Origin of the sequence: Nocardioides zeae (genome assembly GCF_010686755.1) — a bacterium.
Classification (GTDB): Bacteria; Actinomycetota; Actinomycetes; order Propionibacteriales; family Nocardioidaceae; genus Nocardioides; species Nocardioides zeae.
This window is the reverse complement of the sequence record NZ_JAAGXA010000010.1, coordinates 65,284-82,146: the sequence shown is the minus strand read 5'-3', so window position 1 is coordinate 82,146 and position 16,863 is coordinate 65,284. Positions and strand designations below refer to the sequence as shown.

Genomic DNA, 16,863 nt, shown 5'->3' with positions numbered 1-16,863 from the left:
TGCGCGGCTCCCCGGGGTCGGACATCCCACGAGGAGACATCGCGGTGCCGTTCGACGTGCCCTGGCTGCTGCCGTTCGGCCTCGTCGGCATCGCGTCCTGGGGCGTCTGGCTGGTACGCCGCGTGCTGTCCGCCGTCACCCGCCCGGTCGTCAACGACTTCCGCACGACCACGACGGTCGTCGTCCCCTCCTTCCGCGAGGACCCCGACGTGCTCCTGCGGTGCCTCGAGACCTGGCGCCGCCAGGGGCCGTCGCGGATCATCGTCGTCCTCGACCTCGCCGACACCGAGGCGTACGCCCGGATCCAGGCCCTCGACGATCCCGGCGTCGAGGCGCTCCTCTTCAAGCACACCGGGAAGCGCTCGGCCCTCGGTGCCGGCCTGCGCCTCGTCGACACCGAGCTCGTCCTGCTCGTCGACTCCGACACCTCGTGGGAGGACGGCCTCCACGACGCCATCCAGATGCCGTTCGTCGACCCCGCCGTCGGGGCCGTCAGCACCCGGCAGAACGTCTACCTGCCCAAGTCGAGCATCTGGCGCCGCGTCGCGGACTGGATCATCGACCTGCGCTACCACGACTACGCCCCTGCGATGGGCCGGTACGGCGGCGTCATCTGCGCGTCGGGCCGCACCGCGGCGTACCGGATGTCCGTGATCGGCCACCGGATCCACGACCTCGAGCACGAGATCTTCCTCGGCCGGCAGTGCATCGCCGGCGACGACGGGCGGCTCACGTGGCTCGTGCTGTCGCAGGGTTTCCGCGTCGCCCACCAGGACAGCGCGCGGGCGCTGTCGATGTTCCCCGACACCTTCCGCGCCTTCGTCAAGCAGCGGGTGCGGTGGAGCCGCAACTCCTACCGCTGCTACCTGACCGCGGTCGCGCGCGGGTGGGTGTTCCGGGTGCCGCTGATCTCCCAGATCACCATCATGCAGATCCTCCTGACACCGGTCACCATGGGCACGGCGATCATCTTCATCGGCCTCAGCCTGCGGTCCAGCGACCCGGCGACCGCCCTCACGCTGGCCGTGGTCTGGTTCGTCGTCGGCCGCGGGATCCGCGGGATCTCCCACCTGCAGCGCCGTCCCGAGGACCTCTGGCTGCTGCCGCTGGTGACCGCGGTGGTCGTGCTCGTGGCGTGGCCGATCAAGACCTACGCGTTCTTCACCATGAACAAGCAGGGCTGGCTGACGCGCTCCGCCGACTCGGTCGGCGGCGAGGGCCAGTCCGAGAAGAGCCTGCGGGTGGAGGCGAGCGCGTGAGCACCCCGGGCTCCGACCTCTTCTCGGCCGAGGAGCGCGGCGACACGGTCCCCCGCTGGGCGCGCGTGGTGCTGCGGCTGCTCGCCCTCGCCGTGCTGCTGGGTGCGACCGCGGGCGTCGTGTGGGGCAACGACGCGCTGCGCGAGCGCGTCGGGTCTCCCCACGCCGCCGCCGCGACCCCCGCCGACGACGACGATGCCGACACGACCGACGCCGCGTCCCAGGTGGCGGCCCTGCGCCGCGAGGACACCCGGCTCCGGTCGGCGGTCGCCCTCGCCCCACCGGCCGGGACCTGGGTGCTCACGGCGCGACCCGAGCCGTACACGCTCGACGACCTCGTCGCCATCGGCGCCGTGACCGGCGGCGCGCTCGTGCCCACGCTGGTGAGCTCCATCGTCGTCGCCCGCGGCGCCCGCCTCGACATCGTCGCCCCTGGCCGGACGCTGCGGATGCGCAGCGACGCCGACGGGTTCGTCAGCATCGTCGCCTGGGACGGCGACCTGCGCCTGGCCGGGACGGCCGGCCAGCCGCTCCGCATCGTCGGCTGGGACCCGACGGCGACGGCCCCCGACAGCACCACCGCCGACGGACGGGCCTACATCCGGGTCAAGGACGGCCGTCTCGACGTCGCCCACGTCGCGGCCAACCACCTCGGCTTCTGGAGCGGCCGCACCGGCGGGATCGCCCTCACCGGCACCTCCGAGACGCTCACCCGCGCCTTCGTCACCGGCCTCGACGTCAGCGACGCGCACCTGGGGATGTTCCTCTCCGGCGTCAGCGAGGCCGTGGTCGACGACAGCTCGTTCACCCGCACGCAGCAGGACGGGGTCGAGGTGACCAGCGGGTCCACCGACGTCCTGCTCCGCACCACCCGGATCGCCGACGTGGGGGGCGACGGCCTGCTCGTCTCCCGCGGCAGCTCCGCCGTGACCCTGGAGGACGTCGCGGTGGACAGAGCAGGCGGGTACGGCGCGCGTGTCGACGGCGCCGCCCTCGCCGACGGCCCCAACTCGGCCGGCTGGAGCACCGACCACTACGCCGACCTCGACGTCGACGGCCTGAAGGTGCGCGACGCGACCCGCGGCGGCGTGCGGATCGACGCCATGGACGACGTCACCCTGGCCGACGTCGACATCGACGGTCCCGGCACCGCGCTCGACCTGCGGGGCGGCTCGACCGGCACGACCGTGACGGGCTCGACGCTCGTCGGCGGCTCCCGAGCGCTGCGGGTGGCCGCCGCCACCGAGGTGCGGGTCGACGACGTCACCGCGACCGCGCCGGAGACCGCGGTCCTCGTCGAGCAGGGCGCCGAGGTGGAGGTCGACGGCTCCGCCCTGACCGTCGACGAGGGCCACGCCGCCGTCGCCCAGGGCTCCGGGACCACGCTCGCGGTCGCCGGCGGGTCCGTCACCGGCCTCGGCCCCGGCGCCGTCGTCGCCCGGTCGGGCGCCGAGGCGACCGACACCGACATCGACGGGTCCGGCTGGACCTACCGCCCCGTCCTCGTCTCGTGGGCCCTCGGCAACATCCACGCGCTGCTGCTGCTCCTGCTGCTGCCCGTGCCGCTGCTGGGGCTCCTCTTCGTCGTGCGGCGGCGACGCAGCCAGCGCGAGCTGCGGCAGCTGTTCGCCGACGAGATGACCCGCCTCGGACAGGCGCGGCTGGCGGAGTACGCCGCGGAGCAGCCCCCGGCGCCCGTCGTCGGCCCCGCGGAGCCGGCGCCCGAGCCCGTGCCGGAGCCCGTGCCGCTGCCCGTGCCGGAGCCGGAGCCGGAGCCGGAGCGCGCGCCGGAGCCCGCGCCCGCGTTCGTGCCGGAGGTACCGCCCGTGCCCGTCTGGGCAGAGGCGCCCGATCCCGTCGAGGCGCCGGTGGTCCGGGTCCCCGTGCCGGCCGGCCCCGCGGCGAGCATGCAGGAGCTGGCCATCAGCGCCGTCGTCGAGCAGGGCTACCGCGCCAGCGACGTGGCCCGGTCCCTCGGCGTACCGACGTCCCGGGTGCGCGGCTGGGTCGCCGACCACCTCCGGGGCATCTGAGGCCGCCGGCAGCCCCGGCGGGCGCGGGGAGCGCTCAGCCGAGCAGCTCCTCCGCCGCGGCGAGCAGCACGCACGTGGCGACACCGTCCATCGCGGCCTCCACCTCGGCGAGGGGCGGCAGCGTCGGCGCGAGGCGGATGTTGCGGTTGCGCGGGTCCTCGCCGTAGGGGAACGCCGAGCCCGCCGGGGTGAGCGCGATGCCCGCCTCCCCGGCCAGCGCCACGACCCGCTTGGCGGTGCCGTCGAGCACGTCGAGGTTGACGAAGTAGCCGCCCGCCGGGTCGGTCCACTCCGCGATGCCGTGCTCGGCGAGACGCTCCGTGAGCACGCGCTGGACGGCGGCGAACTTCGGCGCGATGAGCTCGCGGTGCTGCGCCATGTGGGCGCGCACCCCCGCGGCGTCGCCGAAGAACTCGACGTGCCGCAGCTGGTTCACCTTGTCGGGACCGATCGAGTAGTAGCCGAGGCCCTCGAGGTAGGCCCCCACGGTCGCCTCCGACCCGGCGAGGAACGCGACTCCCGCACCCGCGAAGGTGATCTTCGAGGTGGAGGCGAACACCACGACGCGGTCCGGGTTCCCGGCCTCCGCGGCGAGCGTGATGATGTCGGGAGTGGTCGTCTCCACCTCGGTCAGGTGGTGCACCGCGTAGGCGTTGTCCCACATGATCGTGAAGTCGCGCGCGGCCGTCGGCATCGACGCGAGTCTGCGCGCCACCTCGTCGGAGCAGACCGAGCCGGTGGGGTTCGCGTAGGTCGGCACGAGCCACATGCCCTTGATGGTGGGGTCGTCCGCGACGAGCGAGGCCACCACGTCGACGTCGGGGCCGTCGTCCGACATCGGCACTGGGATGAGCTCGATGCCGAGCCGGTCGGCGAGGGCGAAGTGACGGTCGTAGCCCGGCGTCGGGCAGAGGAACCGCACGACGTCCTCGACGCCCCACGGCTCGACGCTGTTGGGGCGGCCGTAGAGCAGCGCCTGCACCAGGGTGTCGTGCATGAGGGTCAGGCTCGAGGAGCCGGCCGCCACGACGTTGCCGACCGAGGTGCCCAGCAGCTCCGCGAAGATCGCCCGCAGCTCGGGCAGGCCCGCGAGCCCGCCGTAGTTGCGCACGTCCGTGCCGTCCGCCGCCGTGTGGCCCGACGGGAGGCTGAGCAGCCGCTCGGAGAGGTCGAGCTGCTCCGGCGACGGCTTGCCCCGCGTCAGGTCGAGCTTGAGCCCCTTCGCCTTGAGCTCGGCGTACGCCGCGCGCTGGGCGTCGGCGAAGGCGGCGAGGTCGGTGCGGGCGAGGTCGGCCAGGGCCATCGTGGGGCTCACTCTCTGGGGTTGCGGCGGTGCCGGGAACGCGGCGGGGCCGATTCTCTCAGGCGACCACACCCCACGAGCAAACGCGTTGCCGCGTCACCACCCCTCGGCGACCCGCGCGGTGGCCCCGGCTGCCGCGAGCGCCTCGCACGCGGCTGCGGCACTGGCCGCCGAGAGCCCGGCGACGAGCACGACGCCCTGCGTGGTGGTGCCCGCCGGAGCCTGGACCGGGGCGGCGTCGACCGCGTGCTTCGCGCGCACCAGGTCCCAGCCGGTCATGCGCCGCACCTCCCGGATGACCGCCACCGGCTGCTCCCCCACCGCGTCGAGCACGACGGCGTGGGTGCCGATCTCGGTGAAGGCGGCCTCGGGCCACGGCCGCGTGATCCGCCGCCACCAGCCACGCAGACCGCCGGGCTCGTCGGGCTGGCCGGGCTGGTCGTGATCGGGGCGGGGCGTCGACATGCCCTCCATGGTGCCGACCCGCGGTGCACGACCCCAGCCCGTACGGCGTCACCCCGGTCACGCTGCGGCTGCGGCTGCGGCTTGGCGCCGCCCCGGGGCACGGAAATGTGCGGCTGGGACACCCCCGGTCGAGCCAGACCGCCCCCAACCGCACATTTCGCGCCCCGCCGCCAGCTCCACCCCAATCGCCCGCGGCGCGCTCGTGTCCTGAGGGAGGAGCGGCCGCGTCGGAGGAGCGCAGCGGAGGAGACGTGGTCGGGATCGACCGAAGGGCAGGAGCCCGCAGCGCCGCGGGCACGCCGAGCGGAGCGAGGCCAAAATGCGCAGCGCCGCGGGCACGCCGAGCGGAGCGAGGCCCAAAAAGCATGGCGCAACCCGTTTTCCCCTCCCTACCGTCGTGACGTCCGACCGGCACGGTGCCGGTCGCGCCACGGAAAGGACCCACAGGCTCCACGACGATGGACACGATCTCCCCGACGCTCCTCAGCTGGGCGTCGATCCTCGAGGACTCCACCCGCGAGCAGGCCCGCACGACGGCGACGATGCCGTTCGTCTTCCCGCACGTCGCCCTGATGCCGGACGCCCACCTGGGCCTCGGCGCGACGGTCGGCTCCGTCATCCCGACGCTCGGCGCGATCATGCCGGCGGCGGTCGGGGTCGACATCGGCTGCGGCATGATCGCGGTCCGCACGACGTACGTGCGGGACGACCTGCCGGCCGACCGGCGCCCGCTGCGGGAGGCGATCGAGCGCGCCGTACCGCTGTCGGCCGGCGCCGCCAACCGCAGCATCGAGCGGGAGCACACGCGAGCGCGACTGCAGGAGCTCACCGAGCTGGCGGAGCAGGCGGGGTTCGAGCCGGGCGACCACGCGGCGCGCTGGGAGCTGCAGCTGGGGACGCTGGGTTCGGGCAACCACTTCATCGAGGTGACGGTCGACGAGGAGGACCGGGTGTGGCTGTTCCTGCACTCGGGCTCGCGGGGTGTCGGCAACCGGATCGCGCAGGCGCACATCAAGGTCGCGCAGCAGCTGGCCGAGCAGTGGTGGATCCCGCTCCCCCACAAGGACCTCGCCTACCTCGTGGAGGGCACGGGCGAGTTCGACGCGTACGTCGCGCAGATGCGCTGGGCGCAGCACTACGCGCTGCTCAACCGCGAGGAGATGATGGACCGGGTCGCGGCGGAGTTCGCCGCGTGGGTGGGGGCGACCGGCGACGTGGAGCGGGTGGAGGAGATCAACTGCCACCACAACTACACGGAGCAGGAGCGCCACTTCGGCCGGCAGGTCTGGCTGTCGCGGAAGGGCGCGATCAACGCGGAGGCGGGCCGGCCGGGCCTCATCCCGGGGTCGATGGGCACGGCGTCGTACGTGGTGACGGGCCGCGGGAACCGGGTGGCGCTGAACTCGGCGCCGCACGGCGCGGGGCGGGAGTACTCGCGGGCGGCGGCCCGGCGCACCTTCACCCGTGAGCAGCTGCGGGAGGCGATGGCGGGGATCGAGTACCGCGACACGGACGCGTTCCTCGACGAGATCCCCGCGGCGTACAAGCCGATCGACCGGGTGATGGAGGACGCCGCCGACCTGGTCGAGGTGCGGCACGTGCTGCGCCAGGTGGTGAACGTCAAGGGCGACTGAGCGGTCCTGGGGCGGGCGTCAGGCCGGCGCCTGCTCCAGGAACGTCGCGATGCTGTCCATCGACGCGTCGAACTGGGGGCCGAAGGCGTGGCCCTCGCCCTCGTACCAGTCGAGGCGCACGTCGGCGCCGGCCTCGAGCAGGAGGCCGTGGGTCTCCTCGGCCCACGCGGGCGGGCAGGTGTCGTCGGCGGTGCCGTGCACGATGAGGACGGGCTCGGTGATCCGGTCGACGTGCGGCCCCGTCGAGGCCGCCGTGTAGGAGGCCGGGTTCTCCTCGGGCGTGCCGACCCGGGCCGCGAGGTCGTCCCAGAAGCCGCCGCCGTCGCTGAACTGCCGCTGGTTGTCGGCGGCGTCGCTGGCGACGGACGCGTAGACGACGGCCGCCTGCGCGTGGCCGGGCGCCATCTCGAGCGCCTCGAGCACCGCGCCGCCGCCCATCGAGCGTCCGAACAGCGACACCCGGTCGTCGTCGACGGGCACGTCGGTGCTGTCGCGCAGCGCCGTGACGGCGTTGACGACGTCCACCGCGTAGCCGAACCGCTGCGTCTCGTCGAGGGCCGGGTCGTCGTCGGAGCCGGCGTGGTTGCGGTAGTCGACGTGGAACGCGACGTACCCCGCCTCCGCGAGCCGACCGCGCTCCCGCGTCATGCCCTGGCCGGACACGTAGACGGCCGGGTCGATGTAGCCGTGGGCGAGCACGACCGCGGGGAACGGCCCCTCGCCCGCCGGGACGTTGAGCACGCCGGTGACGAGGAGGCCCTCGCTGCGGTAGCTCGCGTCGTACGAGGTGTAGCTGCCCGTCGACTCGCGCACCTCTCCGACCTGCAGGTCGCCGCCGGTGAACTCGGCGTCGAACCAGCGCTCGAGCTCGGCGGGGCCCGACGTCGGGGGCGGCGAGGGCTCCGTCGTCGGCTCCGGTACGTCGGGGCTGGCGGTCACGCCGTCGTCGGCGGCCCCGGCGGCGCTCGAGCTCGGGGACGCCGGATCTGCGGTGCCGTCGCGGTCCCCGTCGGAGGAACCCGACGAGCACGCCGCCCCCACGAGGAGGAGCGCTCCGGTGGCGGCCACCCGGCCCAGGCGCGTCATGGCCCCAGCATGGCAGCGGTCCCCTACCCGGGCAGGTGCATCATGGGCAGCATGGCTCTGCCCGTGGTCACCACCGCTCGCCAGCGGCTCGGCGAGGCGCTCTTCGCGCGCGTCGCGGGTCCGGACGGTCCGCGTCTCCGGGCGCGCATCCACGGCACGCCGGGCCCGCGCCGCTTCGGGCTGGACGACCCGATCGCGCGCGTGCACGGCGACGCGTCCATGTTCGTCGGCGGCATCCGGGCCCTCATGCTGCAGGCGCTCCACCCGGCGGCGATGGCCGGGGTCGCCGAGCACTCCGACTACCGCACCGACATGTGGGGGCGGCTGAACCGCACGGCGACCTTCATCGCCGCGACCACCTTCGCGACCGACGCCCACGCCGACGCCTCCATCGCCGCGGTGCGCCGCATCCACGAGCGCGTCGTCGGCACCCTGCCGGACGGCACGCCGTACGCCGCCTCCGACCCCCACCTCCTCCGCTGGGTCCACGTCGCCGAGATCGACAGCTTCCTCACGGCGCACCAGCGGTACGGCGCACGGCCGCTGACCCCCGCCGAGACCGACACGTACGTCGCGCAGACGGCCCACGTCGCGGAGGCGCTCGGGGCGCGCGACGTGCCGCGCACGAAGGCGCAGCTCGACGACGTGCTCGCGGCGTACCGACCCGAGCTGCGGGGCACGCCCGAGGCCCGCGAGGCCATCCGCTACCTGCTGCTGAAGCCGCCGCTGCCCCTCCTCGCGCGGGCGCCGTACGGCACCCTGACCGCCGCCGCGGTCGGCCTCATGCCGGCCTGGACGCGGGTGCCGCTCCGGCTGCCGTGGCTGCCCGTCGTCGAGGGCACCGTCGTGCGTGCCCTGGGCCAGGTGTCGACGTCGACGATCCGCTGGGCCATGTCCGTGGACCGCGCGGAGGCGGACCGCCTCCGCGCTGGGGTGATCTCCGCCTGACGTTGGGCCGTTCTTGAGGCCCCGTGCGGTTTCCCGCACTAGATTTGGCTCCATCGCGGATTCGGCCGCCCCCCACCCTCCCGGAGCCTCCATGCACCCCACCTCGTCCGTTCCCGTCCGCCGTGGACGGCACGTCGCCGCCGCCCTGGTGGCGCTCCTCCTCGTGCTGGCCGGCGCTGCCGTCGCCGTGACGGGCACGAGCACCACCCCGCGCGCCGACGCGGCCGCTGCGGCCGCGCCCGCGAAGGGCCGCCTCGTCGGCGCGATCCGCGTCGGTGGCTCGCTCTACGGGGGCACGGTCAAGGTCACGATCCTCGACATGAACTGGAAGGTGCTCGGCTCCACGACCGCGCGCTCGACCTACCAGCTCTCGGTCGCCCCGGGCAGCTACCGCATCCAGGTCACCGACACCCGCCCGACGTACGACGTCAACCGCTTCGCCCCGACCGACATGACGGCCACCGTGAAGTCCGCGCAGACGGTGCAGCGCGACGCCTCGATGCGCAAGGGCGCCAGCATCACCGGCACGGTCCGCACGAACGGTGCGATCGCCTCGGGCGCCCGCGTCGTCGCCGCGAACCCGTACGGCCAGTCGTTCGAGACGATCGCCAACCGCCAGGGCCAGTTCGCGATCGCCGGCCTGCCGACCGCGAACTACTCCGTCTTCACCTACGACGCCCGTGGCCAGTGGGCCGACGTCAGCACCTTCCTGCGCAACCGCAAGGTCGGCACCAACACCAACATCGCCATCAACCTCAAGCGCCGCGCCGGCTCGCTCGTCGTCAACATCGTCGGTGGCAACCAGCAGCTGCCCGCCAACGGCTACGTGACCGCGCGCAACAGCGCGACGGGCCAGTGGTACGTCGCCAAGGCGAAGAACGGCAACGTCTCCTTCGCCGGCGTCATGCCCGGCCCCTACGAGCTCGTCGTCCCCGACTCCGGCAACTACCTGGGTCGCACGGGCAAGGTCCCCGGCGGCCGCCAGGTGCCGGCCGGCAACGTCCTCTTCACCGCCTTCGAGCTGCTCCAGCGCGGCGGCAGCGTCTCCGGCACCGTCGTCGACGCACGCGTCCCGACCCGCACCCTCAAGGGCGTGCAGGTGCAGCTGTTCAACAAGTACGGCACGAAGGTCGGCTCCGCCTGGACCACCCCGTCGGGCCGCTTCCTCATCGAGGGCCCGCTGCGCACCGACTCCGGCTACAAGGTCGTGCTCAGCCGTCCCGACGGCGGCTGGATCACCTTCGGCACCGGCGGCAACGACACCTGCCAGTACGGCACCTACACCTCGAGCGCGTTCAGCATCAGCGTCGGCCACGTCCGGGCGCTGGGCAACGTGCCGCTGAAGGCCATCGGGCACGCACAGAACCCGCAGTGCATCCCGCAGACCACGTCGCCGACCGCCAGCCCGACCACGACGGCGCCCACGACGGCACCCACGACGGCTCCGACCACTGCTCCCACGTCCGCTCCGACGTCGGCTCCCACGTCGGCCCCGACGTCCCCGGCCACGAGCCAGCCGACGTCGCAGCCGACCTCGACCGTGACGGTGACCGTCACGGCGACGCCCACCCCCTGAGCAGGGTCGGGCTCTGGGTCGCTGCGCAACAATGGCCCTCATGACCGACGCCGCGCTGATCGCCGCCCGCGCGACCGTCCTGGCCGACCTCGACGCCCGGGGGTGCGCCGACGCCGAGGGCGTGTCGCTCCTCGAGCACGCGCTCTCCGAGCGCCGGTGGTGGGTCGAGCAGTGGCCCGCCGGGGCCACGTACGTCGCGGGGCTCGTCGCCACCGACGTCCAGGACGCGCTCTTCGACCGGGGCCAGCGCTGGCCGCTCTGCTCGACGTGCGCGTCGCTGGAGGAGCACGCGCTGCGCGTGGACCCGGAGCTCGGCGGTCCCGACCCCGTGTGGGTCTGCGAGACCTCGGGCCAGGCGATCGCCCGGCTCGGGACGCTCACGTCGATCTGAGGGCGTGCCCGCGGGGCGCCACCTGCGGCGTACCCCCGGGTCGCCGCTCGGGGAAAGAAAACGCGGACGCAGCCCCGCGCGGGAGAAAGAAAACGCGGACTCCCGGCCACGACACGCCGAGCGGTGAGGCCGCCCGGTCCGCGTTTTGCTCAGCCGGGTCGGACGCCGCGCGCACTCTCATCGGCCCCTGGTTCGGGCTTGCTCGAGCCGGACCGAGCCGGAGACGACGGGCCAGAACCCGAGGTCGGCGGCCACCGACCGTCAGAAGTGTGCGCCTGGGACAGCCCCGGCCGCGGCGGACCCGCACCATCCGCACAGTTCGTGCCACCCGGGCGCGGCACCGGGCGCGGCCGAGGTCAGGGGCACCGCAGCCTGTTCTGCGGAACGGATGCTTCCAGACCGCTCCTCGCATTGCGTCCGTTCCGCAGGACGTGGCACCCGGTACGCCGCGAGCACGGCCCGACGGAGCAGGCCCGCAGGCACGCGGACCGTCAGGCGATGCCGAGGCAGGCCGTGACCTGCGTGGTCTCGGTGATCGGGTCGGTCTCCACCGACCACTCCTCGCAGATCGCGTCGACCATGAAGAGGCCGCGTCCGCGGATCGACTCGGGCGCGCCGAGCCCGGGCGGGCCGTCGGCGAACTCGGGGTCGTACCCGGCGTCGAGCACGCGCAGGTAGACCCGGCCCCCCTTCCACCGCCACGACAGGCGCACGGTGCCGAGCATGCCCGGACGTCCGTGGTCGACGGCGTTGAGCACGAGCTCGCCCGCCACGATGAGGACGTCCTGGAGGAGGTCCTGGGCGGCGTCCATGCCGATGGGGCACTCGGACGGCTGTCCCTGGTCGTCCCGGGGACCGTCCCAGGCGTCCATGGCCTCGGTCACCGCCTCCTCGAACGCGGTCCGCAGCGCATGACGCGCCTGCGGTCCGGCCTCGGGCCCGTGGGGCAGGTCGAGGTCGGACCAGTCGGCCTCCCGCGCCTCCGTGGCGCCCCGGGCCGCGGTCACGAGGCGCCCTCGACCGCGGCGCTCGTGGCCGTCTCGAACGGAATGCCGCACACGTGCAGCACCCGGTGGGGCACGGTCCGCTCGCGCACGAGGAGCGTCACCGCCGTCCCGTTGCGCGTGGCGTCGGCCCGTGCCCGCGCCAGGGCGCCGATGACGAGGCTGGGCAGGAAGGTGACCTCGCTGAGGTCGAGGAGCAGGTCGCGCCGGTGCTCGTCGCTGGCGCGGGTGAGCACGACGAGCAGGTCGTCGATGTCGAACGCGTCGATGTCACCGCTCAGCACCACCCGTCCCGGTTCGGCGGAGACGACGAACGTGGGAGCGGACATGCCGCGAGCCTACGCCGGTCACCTACCGGGAGGCAGTGCGCCTCTCAGCGTCGGTCGACGTCGCGTCCGGAGGCGAGGTCGGCGCAGTCGACGAGCCGTACGTCGCGGTCCGCCAGGTAGCGCCGCGCCCCCCGGTCCCCCGCGGCCGAGGCCCGCACGCCCGCGACGTGCGCCGCGCCGAGCAGGACGGGATGGCCGGGCTCGGCCGAGCCCGGGGGGCCGTAGGAGGCGCGGGCGAGGGTCGTCGGGCCCGACCAGGCGCCGAGCACGCGACGTACCACCGCAGCGCCCACGTCGGGCAGGTCGACGAGGTGGACGAGCACCCCCGGGCTGTCGTCCGACAGGGCGCCGAGGCCGGCCCGCAGGGAGGCGCCCATGCCGTCGGCCCAGTCGTCGGCCACGACGACCGCCACGTCGACGGGCACGAGCGGGCGGACCTCGTCGGCCGCCGCTCCGATCACCACCGTCAGACGCCGGCAGCCGCCGTCGCGGAGCGCGCGCAGCGACCGCGGGAGCCAGTCGTCGACGAGGGCCTTGGGACGCCCCATGCGGCGACCCGCGCCGGCCGCGAGGAGGAGACCGTCGACGTCGGACAGGCCGTCAGGGCCGGGGAGCGGAGCGATCAGCTGTCACCGAGCTGGACGTAGAGCGTGAACCGGTCGCTGCGGTAGACCGAGCGCGACACCTCGACGACGCGGTCGTCGGCGACGGCCCGGCGGGCGACGCGGAGCACCGGGGTGCCCATGGCGATCTCCAGCGCCTGGGCCTCCTCCGCGGTGGGGACGTCGGCCGTGATGGAGTCCTCGGCCCACGTCGGACGCAGGCCGCGCATCGCGAGCGCCTGGTAGAGGCTCGTCGGCATGCCGCTCTGCAGGAAGCCGGGCAGCAGCACCTCGTTGAGGTAGGCGTCCTCCACGCACATGGGCTGGCCGTCGGCACGACGCAGGCGCTTCCAGTGGATGACCGCGTCGCCCTCGGTCAGCTCGAGGGCGCGGGCGACGCCCGGCCCTGCCTGCTCCCGACGGGCGAGGATCGTCTGGGACTCGGCGTGCAGGCCGCGGCGCTGCATCTCCGCCGTGTAGCTGAGGAGCCGGCCGACCTCGTTGCGCGGCTTCGCCACGAACGTGCCCCGACCGGGGATGCGCTCCAGCAGGCCCTCGGCGACGAGGGTGTCCATCGCCTGGCGGACGGTCATCCGCGCGACGCCGAACACCTGCACGAGCTCACGCTCGGAGGGGGCCGGGGTGCCGGGTTCCGCGTCGCTCACGAGCTCGCGGACGTACTCCCGCACCTGGACGTGCTTCAGGGGTTCGCGAGCGATCGCGACGGCGTTCTCCACGAGCCACACGGTAGGGAATGTGCGGTTGGGTTGTCTCGCAATTGCGGAGAACTTTCCCTTACCAGATGAATAGGGCGTGCGCCCAACGGAGCGCTGGGCGGACCAGACCAGCGCTGCGTCACTCCGTGCTGACCGCGGAGAGCACGTCGAGGCGGGCCGCGCGGCGCGCGGGCAGGGCCGCCGCGAGCACCCCCACCACCAGCGCGGCGGCCGCGAACCCGGCCAGCTGGCCCGTGGGCACGCTGATCACCTCGAGCCCCTCCTCGCGCAGCGTGCGCATCAGCGCGAGGCCGAACGTGGTGCCGAGCACGAGGCCGAGCACCGCGCCGAGCGCCGCGATCACGACCGCCTCCAGCGTGATCATCCAGCGCAGCTGGCCCCGCCCGAGCCCGACCGCCCGCAGCAGGCCGACCTCCCGCGTGCGCTCGACGACCGAGAGCGCGAGCGTGTTGACGATGCCGAGGACGGCGATGACGAGCGCGAGGCCCAGCAGCGCGAACACGACGAGCACCAGCCGGTCGATGGGGGCGCGCTGCTCCGCGGCGTACTCCGCCTGGTCCTTCACCGTGACCAGCGGGTTGTCGCCCGCCGCCTGCTCGAGCCGGTCCTGCAGCCCGTCGAGCCCGCCGGGCGGGTCCGCCACGGCCTCGACGACGAGGGTGTTGTCGAGGTCGCGGTAACCCGCGTCCAGCAGCGTGGCCGTCGTCGTCGCGATCGACGGCAGCACCGATCCCGGCTCCACCACGGCCACCACCGGCAGACGCCGCTCCCCCGCGACCGTCGCCACGACGAGGTCGTCCCCGACGCCGATGCCCTCGTCGTCGGCGTAGTCCTCGTCGACGACCGCGGTGCCGTCCACCAGGTCGCCGACGTCCCCGGAGACCGTCCCGACGTCGAGCGCGCGGAAGGTGGACGGGTCGACGCCACCCAGGCGGCGGGGGCGGTCGCCGGTCTCGGCGAGCCCGTAGCGGACCCGCACCACCGACGCCACGCCCTCCACCTCGCCCATCGCGTCGCCGATGCCGGTCGAGAACCCCTCGCCCACCTGGTTGCTCACGACGAAGTCGCCGGGGAAGGTCTGCTCGATCGTGCGGTCCACCGAGGCCTTCGCCGAGTCGCCCAGGATCGCCATCGTCGTGGCGAGCGTCAGGCCGATCATCAGGGCGGACGCGGTCGCCGCCGTGCGCCGCGGGTTGCGCAGCGCGTTCAGCCCGGCGAGGTTGCCGACGGTGCCGAAGAGCCGCCGGTACGCCGCGTGGGCGGCCACGAGGACCGGACGGCCGATGACGGGGCTGGCCGCCGCCACGCCGAGCAGGACCGCGAGGACGCCCAGCCCCACCCACCAGCCGGCGCGGGGCACGTCGGCCACGAGCCCGGCCACGAGGGCGCCCGCGCCGCCCACGACGAGCGCGGCGCCGAGGAGCATGCGTCGCCGGATCGTCGTCTCCGGCAGCGCCACGTCGTCGCGCAGGGCCTCGACCGGCGCGATGCGGGTCGTCCGCCGGGCCGGTCCCCACGCCGCGACCATCGTGACGACGATCCCCACCGCGAAGGCCGCCACGACCGTGCGGGGCTCGAGCACGAGGGGCTGGGAGCCGAGGTCGAGCCCGACGCGGGCGAAGACGGCCCGGATCCCGATCGCCAGGAGCACGCCGAGCCCGAGGCCCAGCACGGACCCGAGCAGGCCGACCACGAACGCCTCGAGCTGCACCGAGCGCACCACCTGGCGCCGGGACGCTCCGAGGGCGCGCAGGAGCGCCAGCTCCCGACTGCGCTGGGCGACGAGCATCGAGAACGTGTTGACGATGAGGAACCCGCCCACCACGAGGGCGATGCCCGCGAAGATGAGCAGGAAGGTCGTGAGGAACGAGATGGCCTCCAGCAGCAGCGACGCCGACTCGTCGGCCGCGTCGTCGCCCGTCACCGCCTCGACGCCGTCGGGCAGCAGCGGCGCGACGGCGTCCCGCAGCTCCTCCTGCGACACCCCGTCGGCGGCGCGCACCCAGACGTCGGTGTAGGCGTCCTCTCCCCGGAGGAACACCTGCTGCGCCGTCGCCATGTCGACCACGGTCAGGGTGGCGCCGTTGAGGGAGGCGTCCCCGCCCAGGGCGACGAGACCGACGAGCGTCGGCGTCAGCTCGCCCTCCGCGACGGGGCTGACGAGGCGGACGGCGTCCCCGATCCCGTAGCCCGCCCGCTCCGCGGTCTTCTCGTCGAGCGCCACCTCCGTGAACCCCGAGGGCGCGCGGCCCTCCACGACGTGGAGCCCCTCGGCACCGCCGGCCGCCGGGGCGTCGTTGAACCCCTGCAGCAGGCCCGGCGCCCCCTGACCGCCCACGACCTTGCCGTCGTCGCCGATGACGAAGACGCCCGGGGCGCTCACGTTGCCGTCCGCCCGCGACGCCTCCGGCAGGGCGGCCAGCTCGTCGACGAGCGAGGCCGGCACCGTGCGCGACGACCCGTCGGCCGCACCGAAGGACGTGCCGATCTCCGGCCGCACGACGACGTCGCCGACAGTCGCGGAGAACAGCGAGGTGAACGAGCGCTCGAGGGTGTCGGAGAACATGAGGGAGCCGCACACGAAGGCGACGCCGAGCACGATCGCGAACGTGCTCATCACGAGGCGCACCTTGCGCCCCAGCAGGCTCTTCCAGGTCGCGCGCAGCATCAGGGGGTGCCGTCCGGGAGCACGGCGTCGGTCATGCGGGTCATGACCGCGAGCACCTGGTCGCGGTCGGGCCGCCGCAGCTCGTCGACCACGCGCCCGTCGGCGAGGAAGACCACGCGGTCCGTGTACGCCGCCGCCACCGGGTCGTGGGTGACCATGACGACGGTCTGGCCGATCTCGTCGACGCTGCGCCGCAGGAGCGTGAGCACCTCCGCACCCGAGCGCGAGTCGAGGTTGCCCGTGGGCTCGTCGGCGAAGACGATGTCGGGCCGGCTGACCAGCGCCCGCGCGACCGCGACGCGCTGCTGCTGGCCGCCCGAGAGCTCGCTGGGACGGTGGGAGAGGCGCGGCCCCAGGCCCACCGTCTCGACCACCGACTCGAACACGCCGGGCTCGGCCCGACGACCGGCGATGGAGAGCGGGAGCCGGATGTTCTCCTCCGCCGTCAGCGTCGGCACGAGGTTGAACGACTGGAAGACGAAGCCGATCCGGTCCCGGCGCAGGCGCGTCAGCTCCTTGTCCTTCAACCGCGACAGCTCGGTGTCGCCGATCCGGACGGACCCGCTGTCCGCGGTGTCCAACCCCGCGCAGCAGTGCATCAACGTCGACTTGCCGGAGCCGCTGGGGCCCATGACGGCCGTGAACTCGCCCTGCCCGAGGTCGAGGCTCACGCCGTCGAGCGCGCGGACGCGGGCCTGTCCCGCGCCGTACGTCTTCACCAGGTCGCGCACGCTGGCCGCCGCGAGGACGGCGGCGCCGGGATCGTCGGTCATGCCACGACTGTGGCACCCCGCACCCACGGTCCACCACCGGGGACGTCCCCGGTCC

Annotated in this window: 15 protein-coding genes; 6 read left to right on the top strand and 9 right to left on the bottom strand. The window is 74.2% G+C overall.

What is annotated here, in order from left to right:
• Positions 1-44: 44 nt before the first annotated feature.
• Together G3T38_RS14710 and G3T38_RS14705 are read left to right on the top strand one after the other, a co-directional pair.
• Entirely contained in the window at positions 45-1,259 is a 1,215-nt protein-coding gene (locus G3T38_RS14710; protein WP_338037674.1) for a glycosyltransferase, read from the top strand.
• Positions 1,256-3,292 (top strand): right-handed parallel beta-helix repeat-containing protein, encoded by a 2,037-nt coding sequence (locus G3T38_RS14705; RefSeq protein ID WP_163773078.1) that lies wholly within the window; start codon positions 1,256-1,258, stop codon positions 3,290-3,292. The genes G3T38_RS14710 and G3T38_RS14705 overlap by 4 nt, the downstream gene beginning before the upstream one ends.
• Before the next feature lie 34 nt (positions 3,293-3,326).
• Here the strand turns inward: G3T38_RS14705 and G3T38_RS14700 are convergent, their stop codons facing one another.
• Together G3T38_RS14700 and G3T38_RS14695 are read right to left on the bottom strand one after the other, a co-directional pair.
• Positions 3,327-4,595: an aspartate aminotransferase type Ic gene (locus G3T38_RS14700; RefSeq protein ID WP_163773162.1), complete on the bottom strand. Its 1,269-nt coding sequence runs from the start codon at positions 4,593-4,595 to the stop codon at positions 3,327-3,329.
• A gap of 96 nt (positions 4,596-4,691) precedes the next feature.
• Entirely contained in the window at positions 4,692-5,060 is a 369-nt protein-coding gene (locus G3T38_RS14695; protein WP_163773077.1) for a ribosomal protein L7/L12, read from the bottom strand.
• Positions 5,061-5,518: 458 nt separating this feature from the next.
• On the opposite strand from G3T38_RS14695, the gene G3T38_RS14690 reads away from it, so the two are divergent.
• Positions 5,519-6,694 (top strand): RtcB family protein, encoded by a 1,176-nt coding sequence (locus tag G3T38_RS14690; RefSeq protein WP_163773076.1) that lies wholly within the window; start codon positions 5,519-5,521, stop codon positions 6,692-6,694.
• An 18-nt stretch (positions 6,695-6,712) separates the two neighbouring features.
• On the opposite strand, the gene G3T38_RS14685 is transcribed toward G3T38_RS14690, so the two are convergent.
• Entirely contained in the window at positions 6,713-7,780 is a 1,068-nt protein-coding gene (locus tag G3T38_RS14685; protein WP_163773075.1) for an alpha/beta hydrolase family protein, read from the bottom strand.
• Between the two features lie 51 nt (positions 7,781-7,831).
• Here G3T38_RS14685 and G3T38_RS14680 point away from each other — a divergent pair, with 51 nt between their 5' ends.
• The 3 genes from G3T38_RS14680 (at position 7,832) to G3T38_RS14670 (ending at position 10,695) form a co-directional block, all read left to right on the top strand.
• Positions 7,832-8,728, top strand: a complete 897-nt coding sequence (locus G3T38_RS14680) for an oxygenase MpaB family protein (protein WP_163773074.1) — start codon at positions 7,832-7,834, stop codon at positions 8,726-8,728.
• Between the two features lie 91 nt (positions 8,729-8,819).
• Positions 8,820-10,304: a carboxypeptidase-like regulatory domain-containing protein gene (locus tag G3T38_RS21060; RefSeq protein ID WP_163773073.1), complete on the top strand. Its 1,485-nt coding sequence runs from the start codon at positions 8,820-8,822 to the stop codon at positions 10,302-10,304.
• Positions 10,305-10,344: 40 nt separating this feature from the next.
• On the top strand, positions 10,345-10,695 hold the full coding sequence (locus tag G3T38_RS14670; protein ID WP_163773072.1) for a hypothetical protein: 351 nt from the start codon (positions 10,345-10,347) through the stop codon (positions 10,693-10,695).
• A 491-nt stretch (positions 10,696-11,186) separates the two neighbouring features.
• On the opposite strand, the gene G3T38_RS22740 is transcribed toward G3T38_RS14670, so the two are convergent.
• The 6 genes from G3T38_RS22740 to G3T38_RS14640 form a co-directional block, all read right to left on the bottom strand.
• Positions 11,187-11,702, bottom strand: coding sequence for an ATP-binding protein (locus tag G3T38_RS22740; RefSeq protein WP_163773071.1), 516 nt, complete (start codon positions 11,700-11,702; stop codon positions 11,187-11,189).
• A complete protein-coding gene (locus G3T38_RS14660; protein WP_163773070.1) occupies positions 11,699-12,028 on the bottom strand; it encodes an STAS domain-containing protein in 330 nt (109 codons plus the stop codon). Before G3T38_RS14660 ends, G3T38_RS22740 begins: the two co-directional genes overlap by 4 nt.
• Positions 12,029-12,072: 44 nt before the next feature.
• The gene (locus G3T38_RS14655) at positions 12,073-12,624 is read right to left on the bottom strand and encodes a nucleotidyltransferase family protein (protein WP_163773161.1); all 552 of its coding nucleotides are present in this window, start codon (positions 12,622-12,624) and stop codon (positions 12,073-12,075) included.
• Between the two features lie 26 nt (positions 12,625-12,650).
• Complete coding sequence (locus G3T38_RS14650) at positions 12,651-13,367, bottom strand: UTRA domain-containing protein (protein WP_163773069.1); 717 nt, start codon at positions 13,365-13,367, stop codon at positions 12,651-12,653.
• Positions 13,368-13,485: 118 nt separating this feature from the next.
• Positions 13,486-16,035 (bottom strand): ABC transporter permease, encoded by a 2,550-nt coding sequence (locus G3T38_RS14645; protein ID WP_163773068.1) that lies wholly within the window; start codon positions 16,033-16,035, stop codon positions 13,486-13,488.
• Positions 16,035-16,808 (bottom strand): ABC transporter ATP-binding protein, encoded by a 774-nt coding sequence (locus tag G3T38_RS14640; protein ID WP_163773067.1) that lies wholly within the window; start codon positions 16,806-16,808, stop codon positions 16,035-16,037. The genes G3T38_RS14645 and G3T38_RS14640 overlap by 1 nt, the downstream gene beginning before the upstream one ends.
• Positions 16,809-16,863 lie beyond the last annotated feature (55 nt).

Coding starts and splice junctions, on each gene's coding strand:
- G3T38_RS14685 (WP_163773075.1), bottom strand. CDS start 7,780: ATGACGCGCCTGGGCCGGGTGGCCGCCACCGGAGCGCTCCTCCTCGTG.
- G3T38_RS14645 (WP_163773068.1), bottom strand. CDS start 16,035: ATGCTGCGCGCGACCTGGAAGAGCCTGCTGGGGCGCAAGGTGCGCCTC.
- G3T38_RS14680 (WP_163773074.1), top strand. CDS start 7,832: ATGGCTCTGCCCGTGGTCACCACCGCTCGCCAGCGGCTCGGCGAGGCG.
- G3T38_RS14700 (WP_163773162.1), bottom strand. CDS start 4,595: ATGGCCCTGGCCGACCTCGCCCGCACCGACCTCGCCGCCTTCGCCGAC.
- G3T38_RS21060 (WP_163773073.1), top strand. CDS start 8,820: ATGCACCCCACCTCGTCCGTTCCCGTCCGCCGTGGACGGCACGTCGCC.
- G3T38_RS14695 (WP_163773077.1), bottom strand. CDS start 5,060: ATGTCGACGCCCCGCCCCGATCACGACCAGCCCGGCCAGCCCGACGAG.
- G3T38_RS14660 (WP_163773070.1), bottom strand. CDS start 12,028: ATGTCCGCTCCCACGTTCGTCGTCTCCGCCGAACCGGGACGGGTGGTG.
- G3T38_RS14690 (WP_163773076.1), top strand. CDS start 5,519: ATGGACACGATCTCCCCGACGCTCCTCAGCTGGGCGTCGATCCTCGAG.
- G3T38_RS14640 (WP_163773067.1), bottom strand. CDS start 16,808: ATGACCGACGATCCCGGCGCCGCCGTCCTCGCGGCGGCCAGCGTGCGC.
- G3T38_RS14670 (WP_163773072.1), top strand. CDS start 10,345: ATGACCGACGCCGCGCTGATCGCCGCCCGCGCGACCGTCCTGGCCGAC.